The sequence below is a fragment of the Shewanella sp. Sh95 genome, from assembly GCF_001308045.1.
In the GTDB taxonomy this organism is placed as follows: domain Bacteria; phylum Pseudomonadota; class Gammaproteobacteria; order Enterobacterales; family Shewanellaceae; genus Shewanella; species Shewanella xiamenensis.
The window spans coordinates 36,307-62,170 of sequence record NZ_LGYY01000276.1; the positions used below are offsets into that span (position 1 = coordinate 36,307).

Annotated in this window: 17 protein-coding genes; 7 read left to right on the top strand and 10 right to left on the bottom strand. The window is 45.9% G+C overall.

What is annotated here, in order from left to right:
• Window positions 1–2: 2 nt before the first annotated feature.
• The 6 genes from AEA42_RS20920 to AEA42_RS20945 form a co-directional block, all read right to left on the bottom strand.
• Window positions 3–1,664 carry a BatD family protein gene (locus tag AEA42_RS20920; RefSeq protein WP_055648748.1) on the bottom strand — a complete coding sequence of 554 codons (1,662 nt, stop codon included), beginning with the start codon at window positions 1,662–1,664 and terminating at the stop codon, window positions 3–5.
• Complete coding sequence (locus AEA42_RS20925; RefSeq protein WP_055648749.1) at window positions 1,658–3,721, bottom strand: VWA domain-containing protein; 2,064 nt, start codon at window positions 3,719–3,721, stop codon at window positions 1,658–1,660. The genes AEA42_RS20920 and AEA42_RS20925 overlap by 7 nt, the downstream gene beginning before the upstream one ends.
• Window positions 3,721–4,737 carry a VWA domain-containing protein gene (locus AEA42_RS20930; protein ID WP_037428241.1) on the bottom strand — a complete coding sequence of 339 codons (1,017 nt, stop codon included), beginning with the start codon at window positions 4,735–4,737 and terminating at the stop codon, window positions 3,721–3,723. The genes AEA42_RS20925 and AEA42_RS20930 overlap by 1 nt, the downstream gene beginning before the upstream one ends.
• Window positions 4,731–5,324, bottom strand: coding sequence for a DUF4381 domain-containing protein (locus AEA42_RS20935; protein WP_037428243.1), 594 nt, complete (start codon window positions 5,322–5,324; stop codon window positions 4,731–4,733). The genes AEA42_RS20930 and AEA42_RS20935 overlap by 7 nt, the downstream gene beginning before the upstream one ends.
• 60 nt (window positions 5,325–5,384) lie before the next feature.
• Window positions 5,385–6,368, bottom strand: coding sequence for a DUF58 domain-containing protein (locus tag AEA42_RS20940; protein ID WP_037420190.1), 984 nt, complete (start codon window positions 6,366–6,368; stop codon window positions 5,385–5,387).
• Between the two features lie 95 nt (window positions 6,369–6,463).
• The gene (locus AEA42_RS20945) at window positions 6,464–7,420 is read right to left on the bottom strand and encodes a MoxR family ATPase (protein ID WP_037420187.1); all 957 of its coding nucleotides are present in this window, start codon (window positions 7,418–7,420) and stop codon (window positions 6,464–6,466) included.
• Between the two features lie 272 nt (window positions 7,421–7,692).
• On the opposite strand from AEA42_RS20945, the gene fadI reads away from it, so the two are divergent.
• Entirely contained in the window at window positions 7,693–9,003 is a 1,311-nt protein-coding gene (gene fadI / locus AEA42_RS20950) for an acetyl-CoA C-acyltransferase FadI (RefSeq protein WP_037428244.1), read from the top strand.
• Between the two features lie 5 nt (window positions 9,004–9,008).
• A complete protein-coding gene (gene fadJ / locus AEA42_RS20955) occupies window positions 9,009–11,126 on the top strand; it encodes a fatty acid oxidation complex subunit alpha FadJ (protein WP_055648784.1) in 2,118 nt (705 codons plus the stop codon).
• Between the two features lie 749 nt (window positions 11,127–11,875).
• Here fadJ and AEA42_RS20960 read toward each other — a convergent pair.
• The 3 genes from AEA42_RS20960 to AEA42_RS20970 all read right to left on the bottom strand — a co-directional run bounded on the left by AEA42_RS20960 (window position 11,876) and on the right by AEA42_RS20970 (window position 19,879).
• Window positions 11,876–12,427 carry a hypothetical protein gene (locus AEA42_RS20960; RefSeq protein WP_055648750.1) on the bottom strand — a complete coding sequence of 184 codons (552 nt, stop codon included), beginning with the start codon at window positions 12,425–12,427 and terminating at the stop codon, window positions 11,876–11,878.
• 109 nt (window positions 12,428–12,536) lie between these two features.
• On the bottom strand, window positions 12,537–16,805 hold the full coding sequence (locus tag AEA42_RS20965) for an EAL domain-containing protein (protein WP_055648751.1): 4,269 nt from the start codon (window positions 16,803–16,805) through the stop codon (window positions 12,537–12,539).
• Window positions 16,806–17,089: 284 nt separating this feature from the next.
• Window positions 17,090–19,879, bottom strand: coding sequence for an insulinase family protein (locus tag AEA42_RS20970; RefSeq protein ID WP_055648752.1), 2,790 nt, complete (start codon window positions 19,877–19,879; stop codon window positions 17,090–17,092).
• Window positions 19,880–20,048: 169 nt separating this feature from the next.
• Between AEA42_RS20970 and sixA the strand changes: the two genes are divergently transcribed.
• Window positions 20,049–20,519 (top strand): phosphohistidine phosphatase SixA, encoded by a 471-nt coding sequence (gene sixA / locus AEA42_RS20975; RefSeq protein ID WP_011625784.1) that lies wholly within the window; start codon window positions 20,049–20,051, stop codon window positions 20,517–20,519.
• A gap of 65 nt (window positions 20,520–20,584) precedes the next feature.
• Here the strand turns inward: sixA and smrB are convergent, their stop codons facing one another.
• On the bottom strand, window positions 20,585–21,115 hold the full coding sequence (gene smrB, locus AEA42_RS20980; protein WP_037431201.1) for an endonuclease SmrB: 531 nt from the start codon (window positions 21,113–21,115) through the stop codon (window positions 20,585–20,587).
• A gap of 80 nt (window positions 21,116–21,195) precedes the next feature.
• Here smrB and prmB point away from each other — a divergent pair, with 80 nt between their 5' ends.
• The 4 genes from prmB to AEA42_RS21000 all read left to right on the top strand — a co-directional run bounded on the left by prmB (window position 21,196) and on the right by AEA42_RS21000 (window position 25,782).
• Window positions 21,196–22,140 carry a 50S ribosomal protein L3 N(5)-glutamine methyltransferase gene (gene prmB, locus AEA42_RS20985; protein WP_037420141.1) on the top strand — a complete coding sequence of 315 codons (945 nt, stop codon included), beginning with the start codon at window positions 21,196–21,198 and terminating at the stop codon, window positions 22,138–22,140.
• A gap of 114 nt (window positions 22,141–22,254) precedes the next feature.
• A complete protein-coding gene (gene aroC / locus AEA42_RS20990) occupies window positions 22,255–23,349 on the top strand; it encodes a chorismate synthase (protein ID WP_037431452.1) in 1,095 nt (364 codons plus the stop codon).
• A gap of 69 nt (window positions 23,350–23,418) precedes the next feature.
• Complete coding sequence (locus tag AEA42_RS20995) at window positions 23,419–24,588, top strand: MFS transporter (RefSeq protein WP_037431454.1); 1,170 nt, start codon at window positions 23,419–23,421, stop codon at window positions 24,586–24,588.
• 63 nt (window positions 24,589–24,651) lie between these two features.
• Window positions 24,652–25,782 carry an ATP-NAD kinase family protein gene (locus tag AEA42_RS21000; RefSeq protein WP_047536568.1) on the top strand — a complete coding sequence of 377 codons (1,131 nt, stop codon included), beginning with the start codon at window positions 24,652–24,654 and terminating at the stop codon, window positions 25,780–25,782.
• The last annotated feature ends 82 nt before the right edge of the window (window positions 25,783–25,864 follow it).

Here is a 25,864-nt window from a genome sequence, read left to right on the forward strand (position 1 = left end):
GATTAGCTGTTTGGATTTAGCGGCCGTAATGGCGTAGATGGCTGTACCATGGTTTTTAGATTGCCGCTTTTTACCGCGCTTAACAATGCTTTTACCGCGTCAGCCAGTTGTGTACTGCTATTGGCTTTTCCGCCGTAGGCCAATGCTTGTAATTGGCGAATCGCCTCTGCTAATTCATTCGATTGCGCGGCAATTTTATCGAGCGTCATAGGGCGAGCGGCCTGCTCACTAAAGTATTGCTGTAATTGCTGCAAAATATCGCTGACATGACCTCTAGCGCAGGCCTGCTCCAAGCCTTTAAGACCATAGCCAAGGACGAGTGGTTGAGGTTGAACCTGAGTGTTAACAGGTCTTTGGCGCTTAAGTGCACGGCGCCAAGCAACCAAGGTCACGCCCCATGCAATCAATGTTACTAGCCATAGCAGGGCAAACAGATTGGCGCTCCAACTACCTTCATTGCGGGTGCTGGTGTTTGCCTGCCAGTTGGGTTCGACGGGTGTATCGATAATGGCGCCACCTTTTACTTCAATAGTGCGAGCGGGCAGGGTCGCGATTTCTTGGCGTTTAAGATGTGGATTCCACCAAGGTACTTTCACTTCAGGTAAGGTAAAAGTGCCTGCTTTACTGGGCACAATCGCTGAGGTAATACTGTATTGGGACACTATCTGCGCGTCGCGCACAAAGCTCTGGCGCTGGGGTTTTTCGGGATAGGATTTGAGCTCTGGCGGCAGCCCTTGCACAATATCCGGCAGACTATTCTCATCGGCATTGGATGCCAACAGGGTGATTGTGCGGGTAATGGGACTACCAACAGTAAACTCTTTTACATCCTCAGGAAAACTCTCTTTTAATACCACCAAGTCAGCTACAAGCCATTGCCCAAGGAAGCTTGCTGGGGCCGGATTTACTTGAATGCTTAAGGACGGCGCACCTGCTTGCATAGGACGGCTTTCATTAAAGCCAAACATGCCGCCGCGGCGTTGTGATTCTACTAATACATCACCAGAAAAGGTGGCGCCTTTAATGTTCACTTGGCCGGGCAAATCGGGAATGATGCCATAGGTGCGCTCAATGACGCGGTAACGACGGCCATCGATGATCTCCGAGCCGTCTTTATCTTCGCCAATTTGCTTAATCTGCGCGCCTTCGATAACGGGAGCATTAAGCACACCGCGTTGCAGTTCGACCGCAAGGTAGAGCTTCACTTTATAGGTGATAAGCTGGCCGACGTAGGCCTCATCACTCGATACCTTAGCATCGATAAACAGATTCTTAGCCTGCTCAGGTTGCGCACCGGCTTCGACTACTTTGAGGGGAATTTCGGCGGAGCTGACGCCATCAATACTAAAGGATGGAATGGTCAGTTGACCCTTTTGCTTTGGCGCTAGCAGCACTTGCCAGCGGGTTTCTTTAACCGCGTCAAAGTTCATGATCTGAGTGCTGCGGCTCACGCTGGTGCGACCCACAATAAAATCCTTTAGCAGGATGGAGGTGTCGAGTTTACCTGTGTCGACCTCATCGTCGGCACTGACATTGAGCACAAAGTACTCTCCCTCCATTACTGGATTGCGATCGACCGACGCCTCGAGTTTGCTCAGGGCAAAGGCGGGATTGATAACCGCGATGCAAAGAATGAGGAGGATAAAAAATTGTCTGATTACCACTGTTCGTTATCCCTTGATATTTGGCCATTTTGACGGCGTTTTTGATATTCGAGTTGCATTTTGTTTCGCAGCAACACCTGCGGATCTTCACTCACGCCTCGCAGTGCTCGCTGCATCTCCGCGGGCAAAGGTTCACTGTTACTGTGCGGGGCTTCTAGTGTTTCACTGATGGCGGTTTCAGTGTCTTTATCTGCCTGCGACTGTTTCTCTTTATCCGCTTTTTGCGCTAGGGCTTGTTGTTCTTGCTCAGTGTTGGACTTATCATCCGCGACCTTTGCCTGCATTTGGGCTTCGTTGCTGGCTTGCTCTTCTGCATTATCTTCAGCATTGTTATCGGCGCCATTTTGCTGATTGGCTTCTTGCTGTGCCTGCTGTTGTTCATTTTTAGCTTCTTGCTGATCTCGTTGTGCTTTATCAGCATCTTGCTGTTTATCCTGCGCGCCTGGCTCAGCATTATCCTGCTGCTCGGATGAGGTGTCTTGATCCTGCGACGGTTTTTCGTCCGCTTGGTCGGTATTATTTTGCTGTTGGGACTGTTGCTCTTGAGACTGCTCTTGAGCTTGGTCGTTTTGCGAGGATTGCTGATCTTGCTGCTGGTTTTGTCCTTGCTGCTGATCGTTTTGGTTCTGTCCCTGTTGGTTTTGGTCGCCCTGAGACTGCTGATCTTGGTTGTCAGCATTTTGCTGGGATTGTTGCTGATCCAGCAGTTTTTCCGCTAACTCAAGGTTGGCCTTGGCCTGTGGGAAATCGGGTTGCTTGTCGAGCGCTGCTTGGTACCGTTCTTTAGCTTTATCGGGTTTGCCCATTTGCATCAGCGCGTTGCCTTGATTGTAAAGCCCATTGGCTGAATTATCTTGCTCAAAGGTTTTTAGCGCTTGTTCGAAATTGCCTGCCTTATATTGCGCAGCGCCTTGCCATTGGGGCGTTTCAAATTTTTGGGCGGCATTGGCATAATCTTCGGCTTGATAGGCCCGCATCGCTTGCTGCTCTTGGGTGTGCCAGAGCGAATCCCAGGCGCTGGCGTGGGCGTTTTGCGGCAATGCGCCGAATAATAAACCAGTTAATCCCATCAACAGCCAGTTGGCGAGCATACCTTGCTTAAAGCTCAGCAGGGCAGGAATGAGTAAGAATAAGGCGAGGTAAGGGCCGAGATCCTGCCAGGTTTCACCATCGAGATCCGTGGCTTTGGCATCACCACTATCGCTTAACCAATGTTGAAGTTGGACAAGATCCTCACCATCGGCGCGATTGGGGATCATAGTGCCACTATGGTTATCGGCTAATTTCTGCAGCAAGCCAAAGTCGGTTTTCGCGACGACAACCTCATTACTGCTATCTCGTTGTAGTTGACCATCGGGTAAGCGAATTGGTGCGCCTTGGGGGCTACCAAATCCCATAATCGCGAGGCGATATTGGCTGCCTGATAAGGCTGAGTTGGCCTCATCGAATTGTTTAGGCGTGATGCCATCCGTCATCACAATAATATCGCCACGAAGATGTCCACCCTGTGCCAGCAGGTTTTTGGCTTGAGTTAATGCGGCGGCTAAGTTTGACCCTAACACGGGCATAATCTCAGGGCTTAAGGTGGGTAATAAATTGAGTAGTGTGCCCGTATCGCGGGTTAAGGGGCTTATGGTAAAGGCATCGCCGGCGAAGGCGATGAGCCCGGTTTCCCCTTCTTTTAGGCCGCGTAATAAATCCGTCGCCCTAAACTTGGCTTGGGTTAAACGGTTAGGTGCCAAATCGGTGGCAAACATGGAGACGGACATATCCATCACCAGCACTCGGCCTTGCTCCGCGGCGAAGACGGGCAAAGATTGTTTATTGAGGGCGGGTCCCGCTAACGCTAACACGGCGATAAACCAAGAAAAGGCCAAGATATACAGCGGCCTGCGGGACTTTTGCGCACCTTCTGTGACTAATATTTTGGCCAAATGTGGCGCAATATAACGATTCCATGCACTGTTAGTTGCATGCTGGCGCCAAAGCGTCCATAAAATAATCCCTAACGGCAATAGGGCGAGTAACCATTCAGGACGAATAAAATGCAGGCTCATTAACGGACATTCCCCCGCGGTGTGGCTGATAAAACAAGGGTTTTAGCGCGAGTAAAAAACGGTAACTGCGCTAGTGCAATCCAGAGACTGGTGAGCAGTGCTAATGCGAGCGGCCAGTAAAATAGCTCCGCTTGAGGGCGATAACTGAGTTGATCGCGGCTAACGGGTTCAAGTTTATCGATTTCTTGATAAATCTGCTCTAACTCCTGACTATTACGGGCGCGGAAATAGCGGCCGTGGGTGACATCGGCAATCTGCTGCAGTTGGTTTTCATCCAAATCCATTGACGGATTGACGCGCTCACGACCAAAGAGGGTGCGTCTTTCCATGACATCGGCGCCCACGCCAACGGTATAAATCGTCACTTTACGATTGGCGGCAATTTGGGCCGCTTGCTCAGGATCGATATTGCCGGCGTTGTTTGAACCGTCAGTCAATAAAATCAATACTCTGTTACTCTCATCCATTTTATCGAAACGTTTTACCGCGAGTGCAATCGATTCGCCGATCGCCGTTTGTTTACCAACGAGGCCGATTTGGGCCTCTTTTAAAAACTGGGCAACGGAACGTCTATCTTGAGTCAGTGGTGCCTGTAAATAGGCGTGATCGGCAAATAGAATCAAACCGATACGATCGCCTTTGCGGCGTTCAATAAACTCACTGACCACGTGTTGGATGAGGGTAAAACGGTCGACCACTTTGCCGTCGATCACCATATCTTCAATCTGCATACTGCCGGATAAATCCACCGCCAGCATGAGATCGCGACCTTGGCTAGGGAGCTCAATTGGATCACCAAGCCATTGTGGACGGGCGATAGCAAGCACTAACAAGCACCACATTAACCAATAGCGTTTACGGCTTTGGCGGTTGTGGCTAGTGATATTGGCCTTGCCCGTTTGACTAATACCGGGCAGTTGCAGGCGCGCACCTTCGGCATGTACTGATTGGCGACGCCAAAAAATAAAAGGTAAAGGCAGTAAAATGAATGCAAAAGGCCAGGCTAAAGTTAACATTGCTCCTCCGCAGGCTTTGCTGGAGCCGGTGTTAATGCTGCTGACGTAGCCGGGTTTGGGTTTGTAGCCGCGTGCATTATCGGTGCGCTTAATTTGGCTTTTGAGGCAAACCAGCTGCGGGCGAGGGCCTGTAACTCACGGGCCTCGTCGGCGTTTAGTGGTTTAGCCTGATGGCGCTTTTCCAATAAGGGTCCAATGCGGCCGCGCTGTTTTGCGGGCAAATGGCTATCTAACCAAGTTGCCCAAGCGGGGCCGTCGAGTTTCGCTATTTCTTCCCTTGGTAAGTAACTCAGTGCAGTTCGTTTTAATAGCTGATTGACTTCCGAGGCGTACTGGCTTGAATTGGGGTCAAGTGCTGCAAACAAACCTTGGGCGGCTTTTTTCGGCGCTAAGTAAGCGGCGCGTTTTTTAAGCCAAAGGATCGCGCTGATGATTAGCACCAGCAGGATAGCAAGTACTAACCAATAGCCTACGGCCCATGGCCAAGCACCAATAGGATCGGGGAGAATAATATCCTGCAAATCCGCCAACATGGGATTTGGCGTTACAGCCTTATCCGAGGCTGGCGGTAAAGTTTGTGGGTTCACGCTTTGGACTCACTTATTCTTTCTGTTCATTGTCAACTGAATTGCTTCTCTGCCATGTGGTTACTGCAGCAATGCTAATTGCTCTGCAAGCGGTAAGCCTGCATCGATAAATTGGGTGTGTACCCTAAGCTTTTGCATCATGGTAATAAAGTCATTCTGTTGCTGGTGTTGCAGCGCAAGCCACGCCTGATAGCTATGGCGAGTCAACACTAAGTCTTGCTCCCCATCTCGGACGGGTAAACTGAACTGTTTAGGCAAATTCAGGTTACCTTGCCTCAAAGGGTCTGTTATCAAATACGCGCCAATATCACAGTGGCGTTTGAGTTCTGTCAGCGGCGCGATACATTGCGGCGTAAAATGGCTGCCATCGGTGATGATCCAAATTAATGAGCCCGGTTTAGCGATGCGTTGCAACCGCTGGCAGGCGCGCAGGATATGATCAGGATCGCGCGGATGACTGCCGAGCTGATTGAGTTGCTGCTCGTGCACTCGGCGCAGGCCTGAGATGAGCTGCAATATCCCTTGGCGGCGACTGCGGGGTTTTAATTCAAGGTGCTCCGATTCGCAGGCGATTAAGGCGCCGAGTCGGTCGCCGTGGTTAATTGCGTTCCAGCCAAGCGTGGTAGCCAGATGCCCCGCTTGAACCGACTGTAACAGCAAACTCGAGCCAAAATACAGACTCTGGCTTAAATCGAGCAGCAGCAGAATAGGGCGCTCGCGCTCTTCGATAAAGAGTTTGGTGTGGGTTTGCCCAGTGCGGGCGGTGACGCGCCAATCTATGGTGCGGACATCATCACCTTGCTGATAATGGCGCACTTCGGCAAATTCCATCCCGCGGCCTTTGATTAGACTGCTGCGATGACCTGCCAGATTGGCGCGTGCCCGGCTGTGACGCTCTGGGATCGCCCGAGCTATGGTCTGGCAGGCGAGCAGTTCTTTCTCGGTTAAATGCAACCCGTCGGCAAACAAGGGCAAACCATTAAGAGGTAAGCCATGTTGTGCAACATCATTATGTAGGGATGCGTTTAGCGCACTGTTATTCATTCAAAGTCACTCATTTAAAGCCATTTATTTAACTTAACGTTAGTTTGTTCGCCACCTGAACACATAGCTATGGGACTGTTTTATGGCGTTCAGGTCTAAGGCACGGCGACTTGAGTCAAAATATGGTTAATCACTTGGTCGCGGCTGACCCCTTCGGCCTGCGCTTGATAGCTCAGCAGCAGTCTGTGCCTTAATACATTGGGCGCAACAGCTTGAATATCCTCGGGAGAGACAAAATCGCGCTCGTGTAACCAGGCTCTGGCGCGGGCGCAGCGTTCAAGCGAAATCGTCGCACGAGGACTCACACCGTACTCTAACCATTTGGCCAGTTCGTCGCTGTAACGCGCGGGTTGGCGGGTTGCCATAATAATTTCGACTATGTATTTCTCTAGCGGCTCAGCTAGATAGATTTCCATTGCTTCATCACGGGCGGCAAAAATATCCGCTTGAGCAATCGGCTCTGTGGTTGGCAACTCGTGGGTGAGTGCTTCCTTACGGGATTGACGCAAGATTTCGATCTCAGTGTCGCCACTTGGGTAATCCAAATTCAGGTGCATTAAAAAACGGTCGAGTTGAGCTTCAGGCAGCGGATAAGTGCCTTCGTTTTCCAAGGGGTTTTGCGTTGCCATCACTAAAAATAACGGTGGCAATTTATAACTATTTTTCCCCACAGTCACTTGACCTTCGGCCATAGCCTCTAATAACGCCGACTGCACCTTAGCGGGGGCACGGTTGATTTCATCGGCGAGGATCAGGTTATGGAAAATCGGACCAGCTTCAAATTCAAAGGTACCGGTTTGGGAGCGATAGATATCCGTTCCTGTTAAGTCGGCAGGCAGCAAGTCGGGGGTAAATTGGATCCGGTGAAAATCGCCTTCAACTCCGTCGCAAAGGGCTTTAACCGCGCGGGTTTTGGCAAGTCCTGGTGGACCTTCTACTAATAAATGGCCATTGGCGATGAGGGCAATGAGCAGATTTTCGGTCAGTACTGGCTGCCCTAAAACAACCTTATTTAGGTAAGTGCGTAATGCATGGAAGCGACTCAAAGGCATGATGCTACTCGTTTTTAGGTTGAAAATATCAATTGAAAATACGTGTGTGGGCTTAAGACAACGAATATGGTAAAGAATTCCCTAAGGGTTTGGCTAGTGTTAAAAAAACAAACAGGTGTTTAAAACTTGCTGACAAGAAGTTAGAATCAGATCACACTTTAATGGTCAGACCTGTTATTAGGCTTTTTTGGTGCCAAACAGCAGGGCAAACATGGAAATCGATAGCGCCGCCTGAAATCTCTCAGCGATAGCGCACATAAAGAGGGTGACAAATGAGTGATAGACAACAGGTAACTAATGCAAAGGGTGAGCGTATCGCTATTGTGGCGGGCTTAAGAACGCCATTTGCGAAACAGGCGACCGCATTCCACGGAGTATCGGCGCTCGATATGGGTAAAATGGTGGTTAACGAACTGCTTGTTCGTAGCGAACTGGATCCTAAATTGATTGAGCAACTCGTGTATGGTCAGGTGGTACAAATGCCTGCGGCACCGAATATTGCCCGTGAAATCGTATTAGGAACGGGTATGGATGTGTCTACCGATGCCTATAGCGTGACCCGTGCCTGTGCGACCAGTTTCCAATCCGCGGTGAATGTGGCCGAGTCAATCATGACCGGCAATATCGACATCGGCATTGCTGGCGGCGCCGATTCCTCTTCTGTATTACCTATTGGTGTGTCTAAAAAACTTGCTCATGCTTTAGTCGATCTGAACAAAGCCCGTACATTTGGCCAAAAATTACAGATTTTTCGCCGTTTAGGCATTAAAGATTTATTGCCTGTGCCACCTGCCGTTGCCGAGTATTCAACGGGTTTGTCCATGGGACAAACCGCCGAGCAAATGGCCAAGACTTACAACATCAGCCGCGCCGACCAAGACGCGCTGGCGCACCGCTCCCACACGCTGGCGAGTGAAACTTGGGCTTCAGGCCATCTGCGTGAAGAAGTGATGGTGGCCCATGTCCCACCCTACAAACAGTTTATTGAGCGCGATAATAATATTCGTGAAAACTCCGATTTAAGCTCTTACGCCAAACTGCGTCCCGCTTTCGATAAAAAGCATGGCAGTGTGACTGCAGCGAACAGTACGCCGCTGACCGATGGCGCCTCGGCGATCATTTTGATGAGTGAAGGGCGTGCTAAAGCCTTAGGTTATCAACCAATTGGTTATATTAAGAGCTACGCATTTACCGCCATTGATGTATGGCAAGACATGCTAATGGGCCCATCTTATGCGACGCCATTGGCATTAAAGCGCGCCGGCATGGAATTAGAGGATTTAACCCTCATCGAAATGCACGAAGCTTTTGCAGCGCAAACCCTAGCGAATATGCAGATGTTTGCCTCCAAAAAATTTGCCGAAGAAAAACTTGGCCGCAACCGCGCCATTGGCGACATCGATATGAGCAAATTTAACGTGCTCGGTGGTTCCTTAGCCTATGGCCATCCATTTGCGGCTACAGGTACGCGTTTAATCACTCAGGTTTGTCGTGAACTTAAACGTCGTGGCGGCGGAACGGGTCTGGCAACGGCCTGTGCTGCGGGTGGTCTTGGTGCTGCAATGATTGTGGAAGTGGAGTAATGGCGATGGAAAAGACATTTAATTTAACCCGCCGTGAAGACGGTATCGCCATTCTAACGATGGACGTACCCGGCGAAACCATGAATACCCTCAAGGCAGAGTTTGGCCCTGAGATCAGTGAGATCCTGTCTGAGATTAAACGTGATAGTAGTATCCGTGGCCTAGTGCTGATTTCGGGTAAAAAAGATTCATTTGTTGCCGGTGCTGATATCTCTATGCTCGATGCTTGCCAAACGGCGGGCGATGCCAAAGCCTTATCCCAGCAAGGGCATGTGGTGTTTAACGAGTTAGAAGCCTTAAATATCCCTGTGGTTGCAGCTATTCATGGCGCCTGTTTAGGAGGCGGTTTAGAGCTTGCGCTTGCCTGTCATCAACGTGTATGCAGTGATGATGGCAAGACCATGCTGGGCGTACCCGAAGTGCAACTCGGTTTATTACCCGGTGGCGGCGGTACTCAGCGTTTGCCTCGTTTAGTGGGCATTACCACTGCGCTAGATATGATGTTGACTGGCAAACAAATTCGTCCTAAACAAGCGTTAAAGATGGGCTTAGTCAACGACGTAGTACCACAGACGATTCTACTTCAAACCGCGGTGGAAATGGCGCTTGCGGGTAAGCGCACGGCGAAACCAGTTAAAAAATCGCTGGTCAATCAATTACTCGAAGGCACAGGGTTTGGTCGTAACATTATTTTCGATCAAGCCGCCAAGCAAGTCGCTAAGAAAACCCAAGGTAACTATCCTGCGCCGGCAAAAATTATCGATTGTGTGCGCCAAGGTATGGCGAAGGGGATGCAAAAAGGGCTTGAGGTGGAGGCCAGCCATTTTGCTGAGCTGGTGGTGTCGAAAGAATCAGAGGCGCTACGCAGTATTTTCTTTGCCACCACAGAGATGAAGAAAGAAACTGGCGCCGAAGGGGCAACACCACGTAAAGTCAAAAAAGCCGTGATCTTAGGGGGCGGTTTGATGGGCGGTGGTATTGCTTCGGTAACGACGACTAAGGCTAAAATTCCTGCGCGGGTAAAAGACATTAACGAAAAGGGCTTAAGCAACGCGCTTTCCTACGCCTATAAATTATTGGATAAAGGTGTTAAACGTCGTCATATGACGCCAGCTGCACGCGACAATTTAATGGCGCTGATGACTACAACCACTGAGTATAAAGGCGTTAAAGATGCCGACATCGTTGTGGAAGCGGTATTTGAGGATTTAGCGCTCAAACATCAAATGGTAAAAGACATTGAGCGTGAATGCGGTGAGCACACGATTTTTGCGTCTAACACCTCATCGTTACCCATTGGTCAAATTGCACAAGCGGCTAGCCGTCCTGAAAATGTGATTGGCTTACATTACTTCTCGCCAGTAGAAAAAATGCCGCTGGTGGAAGTGATTTCCCACGCCAAAACCTCCCCAGAAACCATTGCCACCACGGTTGCCTTTGCCCGTAAACAGGGTAAAACACCAATCGTAGTACAAGATGGTGCGGGGTTTTATGTTAACCGCATCCTCGCGCTTTATATGAACGAAGCCGCACAATTGCTGCTAGAAGGGCAAAGTGTTGAACATCTCGATAAAGCGTTAGTGAAGTTTGGTTTCCCCGTTGGCCCTATCACTTTGCTTGATGAAGTCGGTATTGATGTGGGCGCTAAAATCGCTCCCATTCTTGAAAAAGAGCTTGGCGAACGTTTTAAAGCCCCAGCTGCTTTCGACAAGCTGTTAAGCGACGATAGAAAGGGCCGTAAAAACGGCAAAGGTTTTTATCAGTATGGTGTTGCCAGCAAGAAAAAAGCCGTCGATGAAAGTGTGTATGGCGTATTAGGCATCAAGCCTGGTGTCGATAAAGAAATGAGCGCGGTAGCGGAACGCTGTGTAGTGCAAATGCTCAATGAAGCTGTGCGCTGCTTAGATGAAGGCATTATTGCCTCACCGCGCGATGGTGATATTGGCGCAATCTTTGGTATTGGTTTCCCACCATTCTTAGGTGGCCCATTCCATTATATCGATACTTTAGGCGCGGATAACTTAGTCAAAATACTTGAACGTTATCAAACGCAATATGGCGATCGATTTGAGCCTTGCCCACGCCTTAAGGGGATGGCGGCAGAAAAAGCTCGCTTCTTCTAATACTTAGATGTTTTGGTCAAAAAAGCGGCAATGCTATGCCGCTTTTTTATTGCCTCAAGGCTACGTTTTGCCTAAAAAACGTTCACATTTATTGGGGGGATCTTGTATTATGGCGTCCTATTACGGCAGTTGTGCTGTTATACCGTATGTGCATATCTGATGTTGATTAATGCTTATAAGTAGCCTCGCTCGGAGTCCATTTGTATAGCAAACTGCTATTTTGGGTTTTCAATATCAGGACTTAGTCGATTAAAGAGGTTGCTGTGGGATTGATGTTTTATATAGTTGCTGCCTTGTCGGTGAGTTGTTCGTGGTGTTTTGGGATTGCGGCTTTTAGAGCTGGGTTAACGGTAAGCTATTGGGCTGTAATGGGATTTATACTAGGGCCCTTAGCATTTCCACTCTTTTCCTCCCATAAGCGTATTGCACTAAGAAGAGTGTGTCAGAGTTCTGACGGAAGTCTAACCGCTTAATATAGATATGATTTGTCGTAAATGTGACTAATAAAAAAGGAGCTTGATGCTCCTTTTTTATTGGTCTAGGCCGCGCGCTAGCTGAGTAGCTCTAGACTATCTAAACGATAATGTTTTCAGATTTAGATGGAATTAATTCCACCAACCCTTTGCTGGGATCACTTCAAGGTGGTTTAAGCCTTCTGGTAATTTTACTTTTTTACGAACAGGCTTTGCGAAACCAAGTGCTTTTTTTAGTGAGTTAATCATATTCTGTGACCTCAATTTACAGTTAAATTACGCTATTTCAGTATTTGAGTTAGCGAATTTCACATATGGGTGACCAGCGACTTCAAATGGTTTGAATTTGACATACGGGTGACCAGCGACTTCAAATGGTTTGAATTTCACATATGGGTGACCAGCGACTTCAAATGGTTTGAATTTGACATACGGGTGACCAGCGACTTCAAATGGTTTGAATTTGACATACGGGTGACCAGCGACTTCAAATGGTTTGAATTTGACATACGGGTGACCAGCGACTTCAAATGGTTTGAATTTGACATACGGGTGGCCAGCGACTTCAAATGGTTTGAATTTGACATACGGATGACCAGCGACTTCAAATGGTTTGAATTTGACATACGGGTGGCCAGCGACTTCAAATGGTTTGAATTTGACATACGGATGACCAGCGACTTCTTGATCAACTTCTTTAGTCGCTTCAGATGACACAACAGTTTGAGAGAGGCTTTTCTCTACAGTTACAGTTGTTTCAATGGCTGCGGCAGTTGTTACAAAGCCGATAGTAGACAGTAAAGCTGCTGCGGTAAGAATTCCTTTCATCGTTTTATCTCTCAGGGTAGTTGATAATATTTTATTTTTTGACACTGGACATCTATTTGCAGATGTTGTGCCAATGTTTCAAACTACCGACAGAGAGATAATTAGATGATCAAATAATGTTGTGGTGGGGCATGAATTTACTCCGGTCATCTTGCAGCAATTGAGTAAACTCGGTCTCATTAATCGCTTTGCTAAAGATATAACCTTGTATTTCTTCACAGTTTAGGGCGCGTAGGATATTTAGCTGTGCTGCTTGTTCAACACCTTCTCCAACCACTGATAGTCCCATATTATGAGCAATGGTGATAATAGAATCGACCATCTTCAAATCACGATCTGACTTATCAATATCATCGACAAAGGCTTTATCGATTTTTAGCGTATGGATAGGGAATCGTTTTAAGTAAGAAAGTGACGAATAACCCGTACCAAAGTCATCTAATGCTAGATTGACACCCATTTTCGTCAGTTGCTGCATAACGGTAATGGCCATTTCCGGTTGTTTAATCACCGTCCCTTCGGTGATTTCGAGTTCAAGATGTGCTGCTGGCAATTGTGTTAATCGTAAAATAGATTCAATTCGTTGTTGCAGATCGGGCAGTGCAAACTGACGTGACGATAAATTGACGGCGACTCTCCCTTTAAACAGACCCAGTTCACGCCATTTTTGGGCGGCAAAACAGGCTTTTCTGAGTACAATTTCACCAATTTCAATAATGAGGCCATTTTCTTCTGCAAGAGGAATAAAATCATTCGGTGGAATAAGTCCTAAGATTGGATGATTTAATCTCACTAAGGCTTCCATTCCGGTAACATGACCATGCTTTAGATCAACTTTAGGCTGGTAATACACCTCAAATAAATCATCTTTTAAACCTTCCCTGATAAGATTTTCAATTTCTAATTGCTTAATCGCATGTTGGTTAAGAGATTCTGAGTAGAATTGGTAACAATTACCGCCAGCCGATTTTGCATGGTACATGGCAATATCCGCCTTTCTCAGTAATGCTTGTTCACTCTGTTCATCCTCTGGATAAAGTACAATCCCGATACTTGCACCCAAAACAAGTTGCTCATTGCCTATTTCATATACAGCTTTAAAAGCTTCAATAATTCGTCCCGCAATTGCCGCGCAGGCACTTATATCAGAGGTTTTATCGAGCACAATGGCAAATTCATCTCCACCTAAACGATAGATGCTCGTGTTTTTCGGTACGGAGGATTTTATTCTGACAGATACCAGTTTAAGTAATTGATCGCCAATTTGATGACCTAATGAGTCATTAATACGCTTAAAATTATCTAAATCGAGTACCATTAATGCATGATTAATTTCTTTATTGACTAAGTTCCCTAATGTGACTTGTAAGTTTGAACGGTTTGGCAGGCCAGTCAGTAAATCATTGTTGGTGAGTTTTCGAAGCTCTTCTTCCTGCTGTTTACGTCTTGATATGTCGGAGAAAACACCTACATAGTGTGATAGTTCGCCCGACTCATCGTAAATCGCGTCTATGGTGAGCTCCATATGGAAATGGCTTTTATCACCACGACTAGCTTCGACTTCACTCGCCCATCGACCTTGCTGCTTCAGCATACTGCGGATCTGATTTGAGAAGGACTCTGGATATAATTCAAAGGTAAGCAAATTACCAATAAAATCAGCTCTATTTCGCTGTGAAATTCTACAACATGCTTCGTTGACCTCGACAAAACGATACTCGCTGTCGAGAATAAACATGCCTTCTGAAATATTTTCGATGGCTTTTTCGAACAGTTTTAATTGTTCTTCTTTTTGTTTAAATTGACTGATATTTTTAATAGTACCTGTCATTCGAAGGGCATTATCTTTATCATCTCTTTCTACAATTTTGGCCCTATCTAAAATCCAGATCCAGCTATCATCTTTGCCCTTAACTCTATATGCCGCTTCAAAGTGATCTGTCTCACCATAGAAATGTTTATTCAGTGCTTCTCTGACGCGTTCCTGATCCATGGGGTGAATGTTACTTTCTTCATCATTATTACCTGAACGGTGGCCATCCCTTGGAAACTCTAATGCACCCCAAATATTCGAGCGGAAAATATTACCCGTTTCTATATCCCAGTCCCACATTTCATCGCCACTTCCCCAGAGAGACAGCTTTAGGCGCTCCTCACTTAAAGCTATTTGTCGCTGGACTTCTCTTTTTCTTAGTATAGCTTTAAAGATGAATAGGGTGATAAAAATTAGAATAATAAAGTAAAATATTTTAGCTTGAGTTGAAGACCACCAAGGTGGCGTTATTATTATATTCACTTCTTTTTCAGGTGACTTTTCTCCAGAAAGCTTGTTTATAGCATAAACTTGAAAAACGTATTTCCCAGGAGATAAGTTAGTATAAGTTGCAGAGTTATTTCCATTAGAATAAATCCATGTATCCGACAGTCCCTGCATTCTATAATAATAGTTTGTAGAGAACTCATCTGACATTGGTGTTAAGAAGTCAAATGAAAAAGGATATTCGGAATATTTAAGTGTTATTTCACTTGTTACATCAATTGGTTGTTTTAAGTACTTTCCATTTTTTTCTTGTGCTATATTGAAAACTGAAAAATTTATTATCTCAGCTTTGCTTATTTTTTGGTTTTTTATATAATGTGTAACTTCTTCTGGAGATACAATACTTATCCCATTTACACCTGCTAATAGAATAACATTATTAATTCTTATTGCGCTGGGTGAGTTATACTCATATTGACTTCCATTTGATGTATTCAACGTGTATGAAGTCTGGTTATTCTTGTTGTAAACAATTACCTCACCTAGTGAAGATAGTGTGATGAAATCAGCATCATTCACAATTGAATATATTTCTTTATTGTTAGAAAGTATTTTTTCATTTTTTTCAGTTAATGGGTTATAACGCATTAGTGCTGTGGATGTACCAAATAAAATATTATTTTTATCTTTTTCAATACTATAGGTTAATTGTTCGCTAATTATAGTCTCATTGCTATTTTCATATTTTCTTAAACCACCTTGACTTGCAACGTAAAGTAAATTTTCAGATATTATTTCTATATCAAAAATTGGCTCGTTTCTTTTTGTGTCAATGGTTTTTATTATACTAGAGTTTTTTATTATTAATATCTTTCCATTAGGTGTGCCCGCAGATAAAAGCGAACCATCATCACTTTGGGATAATGATGAGATAGTTTCTGAACTAAGCATAGTAACTGATTCATTATTTTGTAAAAACAAACCATGCCTCGTTCCGTAAAAAAGGTTATTCCCGATCAATACTGCATATTTATATCCTACGGTATGTGTATTGAAGTCCTTTTTTTTCTGGAAGTTTTCATCAAAAAGAGTTATATATTCTGAATCCGATGAAACGAGAAAACCATTTTCATTTTTAGTTAAATGCCAAATGCTGTTGTTAACAAGAGTAGTTTGCTTTACTAGATTGTTTTGCTTTTTTATAATCGAAAAACCTTGGTCAATACTGCCAAATGTAAAGTAGCTTTTATTTATATAAAAATAAGTGTTTTTGTCTGGAGCGAATGCTGGTATCAAACCTATTTTTTTTGTTGAAGTAATGTCAACTATAGAGTTTTCTGAAATTCCGTATATATTTTGATGGTTTTTTCCTAGTTGTGAGAATGGGCGATTGTCTATTTTTTTTATAATATTTCCATTAAATTCAAAAAGACCATCTTCTGAGGATAGTATAATAGTGTCTGCATTTTTTTGTTCAATATCTATAATATTTTCTTTAATAAGTTTTAGTTTGTTTTTATTTAATTCAAACAACTTTCCTGAGTAGTCTTTAAATACATAACTATCACCACTCTTTATTATTTTTTTTATTTCACCAATTCCTTTTGGTGAAAATATTTTAAAACTATTATTCCCATTAATTTCTATTATTGAGTTGTCGGTACCAATGATTAGGCTATCTAAAGTGGTGTTTATACTCCAAATAGGCTTATTTTCAAATGGAGGGCCGTATGTTATGAATGAATCTTTACTTTTATCATATACTGCCAAACCTTTATCTGTACCTACGTAAAGTTTACCATTCTTATCTAATTGTAAACTTCGAATAAATGAACTAGGTAATCCGGAACTTGTTTCATCAGCATAAAAATTTTTGAAGTTTCTTCCATCAAATCTGTTAAGGCCGTTAAATGTACCAATCCAGAGATAACCATCATTATCTTGAACTATTGAGGTTACAGTGCCTTGCGAAAGGCCTTGTGCCACTCCGAATGACTGTGACTGTAAAATCACTTGAGGGGAGGCCTCACTAGAAAATGCTGAAGTATAGAAAGATAGAATCAAAGTACTTAAAAACAAGCAATGAAGGATAATTATTTGTAAGAGTGCTTTTGGCATAGTGTTGTTCTTAGTATTGTCCGAGGATGCCATGAAACAATTGTGTTACATCACTTTTCCAGAAATAGAAGCTTTTGTCAAAAGTGATAATGTAAAAATTCCTTTAAATTGCAGACAGATGGCGTTAGATAGTGTGCAGCATTTGATCTGAGGGATGGATTGACCATGTTTTACATTAATTTTTACTACAAAGACCAGAGATACTACTGCACAAATGCATGAATGCAGCGGTTTTGTTTGTTTACAGTAAATGCTGGATTAATGATCTAGCAGCTTTTTTTAGGTTAAAAATTGAACTTTTCAGCGTTTTGTTTGAACAGTTTTAGATCGGTAATCATATTGTCAGATTTGAGGGCTGATTGAGATACATGCTCAGAACCGGTACTAAAAAGCACTAAGCGATCACTATGCTTCGTGCGCATTTTTTGCATCATAAACTTGATTAAATCGGGGCGGGTGAGCTTGCTGATTTCAGCCACAACCAGTTCCCGTTGATTGAACTGATAATCTCGATTACCTACACTCACCCAATAACGTTGGCCACGAGTTTTAAGATTGGCATCATGTTCCATTACCTGGTTGATGAGTCCTTGTTTTGTGCTTTCCCATTCTTCATTCGTTATTTGCATAACTGCATAGTTAAAGTCCGCGATAAACTCGTCGATTGCTTCCAGTAAATGCAGTGGACCCGTTGTGGGTGATTGAATATAGAAAATGAGTCCAGGATGGCGATTCAGCGGAAGGTAACCTGTGCCAACCATGTAGCCTAATTGTTTTTCAGTACGCAGTTCATGGAAGAAGGTTGAGGACATCGCGTGATTTAGTAAGCTAAACAGTGCCATTTTTTCTGGCGTTGCCCTTGCTGATTGGTAATAGACGATAATGGCGCTGTCTTGATGATCTATCGCCAGTTCTCTTAAAAGGGTGCCTTGTCCGGTTAAATTAATTAATTCACGGGTGGATTCTGCGCTAGGGCTAGAGACGAGGGACAAGATATGCTCCAGACGTTTGCCGAGTGCCTGCGCCTCTGAGACTAACCAATCGCCGTAAATTAATCCTTCTAGATAAATTTTTTCGTAAAATGCCCTTACATGGTTATGTAGATCATTTAAGGTTATATTTTCAAGTGCTTGGGCCATTCTGGCTGGTTCGTAACTGCGCTTCTGTAATGTTGCTGTCAGGCTGGTGAACAGTTGTGAAATCGGCTTAGCTTGAGCTAAATTTTGCCAACTACGTAACAGCTGAGACTTGATTAAGGCAAACCGTTCTTCGGTGAAATTACGTTCTCTTGCTTTATGGATAAGCAAAGCTAACAGCGTCTCTTGATTACCGGTAAAACCGGATAAATGTAGCGTTATGCCCCCTTGGTGTGGATAGATGTTGTAGCTTAATCCTGCGACTTCAGCTTGATAAGTAGGCTCGGTTAGATAATCCAGTAACATCTCGACATACAAGCGGGTGAGAGCGGCATGTTTGGGGGTTTTACTTGCTTGCTCAGAGTCGAGTGATAAATACATATGCCCTTTAGGGACATTAAATTCATCGTCTTTTTTATGCCAAATCCGGTATCCCGTGGATTCCGCAACGATAACAGGGACTGCGACTTCGCTTTTATCGGGACGAGCAATAGAATCAGCCACAATGAAGGGATTCGCTGTGGGTAACTGGAGTTCTGGACGAATCTGAGTGACTTGCCAACGGGCGAGGGACTCAGGCTTTATCGGCAAAATTTGGTATGGCGTGTGATACCAGTTAGCTTTACGGTCGTTCTTAACGGACTGTGCAATAAGTTGCAACCGCATGTTTTGCGGTGTCATTAGTGCCAATAACTCGAGTGTTTCGGGCACGTCTAAACCATCCATACGATAATCACCAAAGAGCAGATCTTCCACTTCATAGTGGTGCATATTGATGCTTAAGTGGCTGGCCAAATCGAGGGATTTAACGTGTTCTTGATAGCGAAATGCCATTTTTAGCAGATTTGCTCGCTCCAAATAGCGCCAGTCTTCAAGGCCTTGAGTTTTGATTAACTCAATATACTCAAAACAGCTGCAAACAATGTCTTCAATATTGCTCATGCCTTTATCTGTGAGCTGTAGGCCAATGCAATAGTCCTTGAAGTTATAGCCATTGACACCGCCACCTGCCGATAAATTATTCACTAAACCTTGTTCTTTAAGATACGACAACAGGCTGCCTTTACTCTCATTACCGAGAATATGGCTAATGTAGGTGAGTGGTTTACGTTTGTAGTAGTGATCGATGCCAGGAAAGTTAAAACTGATACTTAAACGCTTTTGTTCCTTTAAGGGGACAATATTGATTTGCTTAAGCAGTTCGTTTTCAGAAAACAGCGGTACATCGGGATACTGTTTGACTAAGTTTAAGTTTCTGATTGTACTGAAATATTGCACTGCAAGCGCCTGAAGCTCATCTAACGGCATAGGTGCGACTAAACAGAGCGTCATTAAATTGGCGCTGTAATGGCTTTGATAAAATGCTAATAGCTCGCTTCTGACCTGCGCCTGTTCTCCGCCTAGCGTGACTAAATTGCCCACGGAAAACTTTGAAAACGGATGCTGTTGATTGACGGTTTCTTTAAGCACTTGATAGGTGCGGCGGATATCGTCCTTCAGCTTTAAACTAAATTCAGATTCAATCGCTTGGCGCTCCCTATCGACTAGGTCGAGGTCAAATTTGGGGGCGATAAAGAATTGGCTAAATCTGTCTAGGGAGTCGGCAAATACGTCGGCGTTGATCGTAAAAAAGAAATTGGTGTGCTCTGTGCCGGTCCAAGCATTGTTACTGCCGCCATGCTGATTGATAAAGGCATGATACTCGCCGGAGTCGGGGAATTTTTCCGTGCCTAAAAAGAGCATATGCTCTAAAAAATGCGCCATACCGGGTCTATCCACAGGATCATCAAAATGTCCTACGGCCACCGCCATGGAAGCGGCGGCTTGGCTGGCGTCCAAATCTTCGACCAATAATACCCGCAGGGCATTATCTAACACGAGATAACGGTACTGACGATGATCGTTTGGACTTTTGTAAATAGACTGAGAGGCTTGCAAAGAGACACTCCGGTAACGATGGCTTGTTATATATTGATAGTCTTAATGGTTTTTGGCAAATATCTCTTGTGTTTATCGACTAAAGATTAACCCTTACAAGGTTTGTTGAAATCCATTTTAGGGCTACAATTGGGATAAAACAAAAACAAGTGTGGGTAGCGAGAGAAGTATGCAGCTATTTTTGATGCGACATGGTGACGCTGGATTTAATGCTCAGTCGGATAGGGACAGAACGCTTACCGATTTAGGAAGACACCATACTGTCTTAATGAGTAACTGGTTAGCCCGAAGTGTCAGCGATTTTGATCTTGTTTTGGTCAGCCCTTATTTACGTGCGCAGCAAACGTGGCAAGAATTGAGTCAGCATTTCCCCGAACCACGCAAATGGCTGGTCGTGGATGATTTAGTGCCTTCAGGCGATCCCGCCAATGTGGCCGCCTTAATTGTTGCCTATGCCGAGTTGTATAAGGCCGATAAAGTGCTGGTGATTTCCCATATGCCGCTCTTAGGCTATTTGGTTAGTGAGTTAGTCGCAGGTGTTGAGCCGCCCTTATTTGCCACCTCAGGAATTACTCTGATAGATAAACATGCCGAGCAGGCCTGCATTGTTTGGCAGCATGCGCCCCACAGCATTAGTTAATTTCTTCGATAAAACAAAGGGCTCACATCAGTGGGCCCTTTGTTTTTAGAGGATTAATTCGTCCATTAACGTCGATGCGGCTGGTCGCCAATATCGATAAGTACTAGCAGCGCCGCATCGCCACCCCATTCTTTGGGGGCCTGATGAAAGGCTTTTACCATAGGATGTTGCACCAACCACATAGGCACCTGCTGTTTTAGTATGCCAGTGCCGTAACCGTGCATCACACAACAACATTGGCTTTGCTGTTTTACGCAGGCTTGGATCAGCGCCGCGAGTTCGAGTTTAGCCTCGGATTGGCGGTAACCGTGTAAGTCCAGCAATAAATCCGGTTGGTAATCACCTCGTCTTAAGCGTTTAAGCTCGAGACTGTCGACACCCTCGTCGAGCCAACGCATTGGCCCCTGAACGGGCAGCAGAGGTTGATAAGTATCTGAGAAATAACTGTCAGCATGCAGTTGCTGCTCTTTCAGTTCTATTTCCTGTTTGGTTTTTAGGGGCGTGCGAAAATGCCGCTTATCTTGGTCGATAGGTTTTATCCCCTCGATCAGCGCCGAAAACATCGCCATGCCTTCTTTATCATCGTCTTTATTCATGGCGGGTATTCTATTGAATCCTATGGTTTCTGAACAGAGTTCAGTTACAATGTTTACGAACACACAAGCGGGAGAGCGTTTTGGATAAGATCTTTGTAGATGAAGCTGTGACAGAGTTACGCACCATAGGTGACATGTTGCGTTGGGCGGTGAGCCGCTTTAATGATGCCAATGTGTACTATGGCCACGGGACGGATAACGCGTGGGATGAGGCCATCGCATTAGTGTTTCATGCGCTGCACTTGCCCGAAGAAATCGGTCAACAAGTGATTTTAAGTAACTTAACCAGCAGTGAAAAACACAAAATCGTTGAGCTGATCATTCGCCGCGTACGTGAGCGTTTGCCTGTGCCTTATTTAACCAATAAAGCGCGCTTTGCAGGGCTTGAATTCTATGTGGATGAGCGCGTATTGGTACCTCGTTCACCTATCGCCGAGATGATTGCCAATCGCTTTGGTCCTTGGTTATATGGCAAACCCGTTAATCGTATTTTAGATTTATGCACTGGCAGTGGCTGTATTGCGATTGCCTGTGCCTACGAATTTGATGAAGCAGAGGTCGATGCGCTCGATATCAGCGAAGATGCCCTCGATGTGGCGCAAATCAACGTTGAAACCTTAGGGGTGATGGACAGAGTTTTCCCGATGCAATCGGATCTGTTTTCAGCCATTCCTGAAGGTCCACAATACGATTTGATTGTTTCTAATCCGCCTTATGTTGATGAAGAAGACATCGGCGATATGCCAGATGAATATCACCATGAGCCAGCCATTGGGTTAGCTTCCGGTCGTGATGGCCTTGACTTAACCAAACGCATTTTAGCGAATGCGGCTCAATACCTGACACCAACAGGGATTTTAGTGGTTGAGGTGGGTAACTCTATGGTGCATCTGATGGAGCAATTCCCTGAAGTGCCGTTTACCTGGGTTAACTTTGAACACGGCGGTGACGGTGTGTTTGTGTTGACGCGCGACCAACTGGTCGAACATCAATCGCTTTTTGCTATTTATCGCGACGCGCAATAATAAATTAGGTTGAGTCTTTTCCCGCTGCCAGTTAGGCTTGCAGCGGGAAAAAGAATTGTCCAGCCATTGCTGGGCGCGGAGCGATAAGCAAATCATTTAAGGTGTAAAAAGCGGATGTCTGGAAACAGTATTGGTCAAAATTTTGTGGTGACTACCTTTGGTGAAAGTCACGGTGTGGCGCTCGGTTGTATTATTGATGGTTGCCCACCAGGGCTCGAACTCACCGAAGCCGATATGCAGCATGATTTAGACCGCCGTCGTCCTGGCACATCCCGTTATACCACCGCGCGTCGTGAGCCTGATGAAGTACGGATCTTATCCGGTGTGTTTGAGGGCAAAACCACGGGCACCTCCATTGGGCTTTTGATCGAAAACACCGATCAGCGCAGCCAAGATTATTCCAATATCAAAGATTTATTCCGTCCAGGACATGCCGATTACACCTATCAGCAAAAGTATGGCCTGCGTGATTACCGTGGTGGCGGCCGTTCATCGGCACGCGAAACCGCTATGCGGGTTGCTGCAGGCGCTGTGGCGAAAAAGTATTTAAAGCAAGTGCATGGGATTAATATCCAAGGCTATATGTCGCAACTTGGACCGATTAGTGCCGAGACCCTCGATTTTAGTCAAATCGAGCAGAACGCCTTTTTCTTCCCCGATGCGACTAAGCTCGAGGCGCTGGATGAGTATATGCGCGAGCTGAAAAAATCCGGTGATTCCATTGGTGCAAAAATTTCGGTGGTGGCGACGGGCGTGCCTGTTGGACTGGGTGAGCCTGTGTTCGATAGGCTCGATGCCGACATCGCCCATGCCTTAATGGGCATAAACGCGGTAAAAGGCGTGGAAATTGGTGATGGTTTTGGGGTTGTGACGCAAAAGGGCTCAGAAGGGCGCGATTTAATGTCGCCGCAGGGTTTTGAATCTAATCATGCGGGCGGCATCCTCGGCGGCATCTCATCGGGTCAACCGATTATTGCTCATATCGCATTAAAACCAACCTCGAGTATCAGTGTGCCGGGTCAAAGCATGACGGCCCAAGGTGAAATGGCAGAAGTGGTGACTAAAGGTCGTCACGACCCCTGTGTCGGGATCCGCGCGGTACCGATCGCCGAAGCTATGCTGGCGATTGTGTTGATGGATCATCTGTTAAGACACAGAGCTCAAAATCAGGATGTTCGCAGTCATACACCGATTCTCGGCATGAGATAGGCGCGATGAATGAGACAGTCTGCATGGAATAAAGATGCATAGCGGCTGTGTAATAAATGGAATGCGTTAATGCCTACAATCTCTAGCACAAGCCAGCAGTTACGCTGGCTATGTGCCTGTTATTTTTTCTTCTTTTCAATTCTCGGCACTATGATCCCTTACCTTGGGGTCTTCTTCGAAAACCGGGGATTTAACCCTCAAGAAATCGGTTTTTTGCTCGCGATTTTAATGGCGACCCGTATCGTGGCTCCCAATGTGTGGGCGAAGGTGGCCGATCGCACAGGCATGCGCTCTGAATTGGTTAAGATGGGCGCGGGCGCGGCGATGCTGGCGTATTTAAGCTTTTTCTACCACGGTGGTTTTGTGTATATGGCGCTCAGCCTTGCGCTGTATACCTTCTTCTGGAACGCGATTTTGGCGCAGCTTGAGGTGATCACCCTCGAAACCTTAGGTGAAAATGCCAGCCGCTATGGACAAATCCGCAGCTTTGGCAGCATTGGCTATATCTGCTTAGTGGTCGGCGCCGGTTTTGCCATTGGTCAATGGGGCACCGAGGTGTTGCCCTATATTGGTTTAGTTTTGTTTACAGGGATGCTGGTGTGTGCCTTGCCATTGCCAGCCAATCGGGCTATGCGCCCACAAGGACAAGAGCGCCAGCCACTTAAATGGACTAAACCCATTCTGTGGTTCATGGTGTCGGCGATGTTATTACAGATGAGCGCAGGGCCTTTTTACGGTTTCTTTGTGCTCTATCTTAAGCAGGCGGGTTATACCGAAGCGGCCGCGGGGATTTTTGTCGCCCTCGGTGCAATGGCCGAAATCGTGATGTTTATGTTTGCGCCTCGCTTGCTTGGACGTTATGGCGTCAATACCTTGCTTGTCGTCAGTATTGCCATGACCGCCGTGCGCTGGTTGTTGGTCGCCTTTGGCGTAGAGAGCATGTTATTGCTGGGCTTAAGCCAAGTGCTGCATGCGTTCACCTTCGGCTTGACCCATGCGGCCTCGATTCAATTTGTGCATCGAAATTTTGATGCCAGTCATCGCAGCCAAGGGCAAGCCCTGTATGCCAGCTTAAGCTTTGGGGTTGGCGGCGCACTCGGCACTTGGATTTGCGGTTATATCTGGGGTGATGGTAGCGGCGCTGTATGGTCTTGGGTATTTGCGGCGGCCTGTGCCTTTGCGGCCATGTTAGCGGTATTTTTGATCCCTAAGGATAGGGCGCAAGCGGTTGCTGCATAAGCTTATATTGATTTTGAAAGTAACTCATTGTAAAAACTAGAATAATGAACAAGAGAGGTTAAGGTGATCCGGTTTCGTTTAGGCTTAGTCATCAATCCACTGGCGGGTTTAGGTGGCAGTGTGGGTCTTAAGGGCAGCGATGGCGTGGCAGAAGAAGCCCTTGCCTTAGGCGCCGAGCCCAAGGCGATAAAGCGTATGATGCAAGCCTTAGAAGTGATTGCCCCTTTTGCCAAAGATATCGAAATCATTACCGCCTCAGGTGTGATGGGGGAGGATGCCGCCAACGCCTTAGGTTTTAACACCCGTGTGGTGTATCAAACTCCGGATAAAACCCAAGCCGTCGACACGCAAGCCGTAGTGCGTACCTTGCTGAACGAACCGTTGGATTTATTACTGTTTGCGGGGGGCGATGGCACGGCGCGTGATGTGTATAGCGTGTTTGAACAAGCCGTTATCGACGATAAATTACCCGTGCTTGGTGTTCCTGCTGGAGTAAAAATCCATTCAGGTGTTTACGGCATCACGCCCCATGCTGCGGGTATGGTGGTCAAAATGTTGCTTGAGGGTGAGTTAGTCAGCCTGATGAGTGCCGATGTGATGGATATCGATGAAGTAGCTTTTCGCCAAGGCACGGTGCGCGCCAAACGCTTTGGTGAGCTATTAGTGCCCGCTGAACCCCGTTATGTACAAGCAGTAAAGATGGGCGGAAAAGAGGTCGATGAGCTCGTGCTTGCCGATATTGCCGCCGATGTTATCCAGCAAATGGAAGACGAGCTGTACATTATGGGCTCGGGCAGCACGGTCGCCTTTGTAATGGAAGAGCTTGGGCTCGATAACACCCTGTTGGGGGTTGATCTTATTCAAGATAAAGCCTTGGTGGCGAGTGATTTAACCGCCAAGCAGTTGCTCGACTTTACTCAAGATAAGCCGGCAAAACTGGTTATTACCTTGATTGGCGGGCAGGGGCATATTCTCGGTCGTGGCAACCAGCAGTTGTCGCCAGAGCTGATCCGCCGCCTCGGTAAGGACAATATTATTATCCTCGCCACAAAAACTAAGCTAAAAGCACTTGAAGGACGCCCCTTAATTGTGGATAGTGGCGACCCTCAATTAGATCGTGAGCTTTGTGGCTATTACAAAGTGACGACGGGTTACCATGATTATGTGATGTATCAGGTGGCCAACCCCGACTAATCAGATTTATTCTCCTCGGAGATTGCAAGCACCGAGGGGCCAGCGGCCATTTGGGCGAAATACGTTATTGGAGAGTTTGACC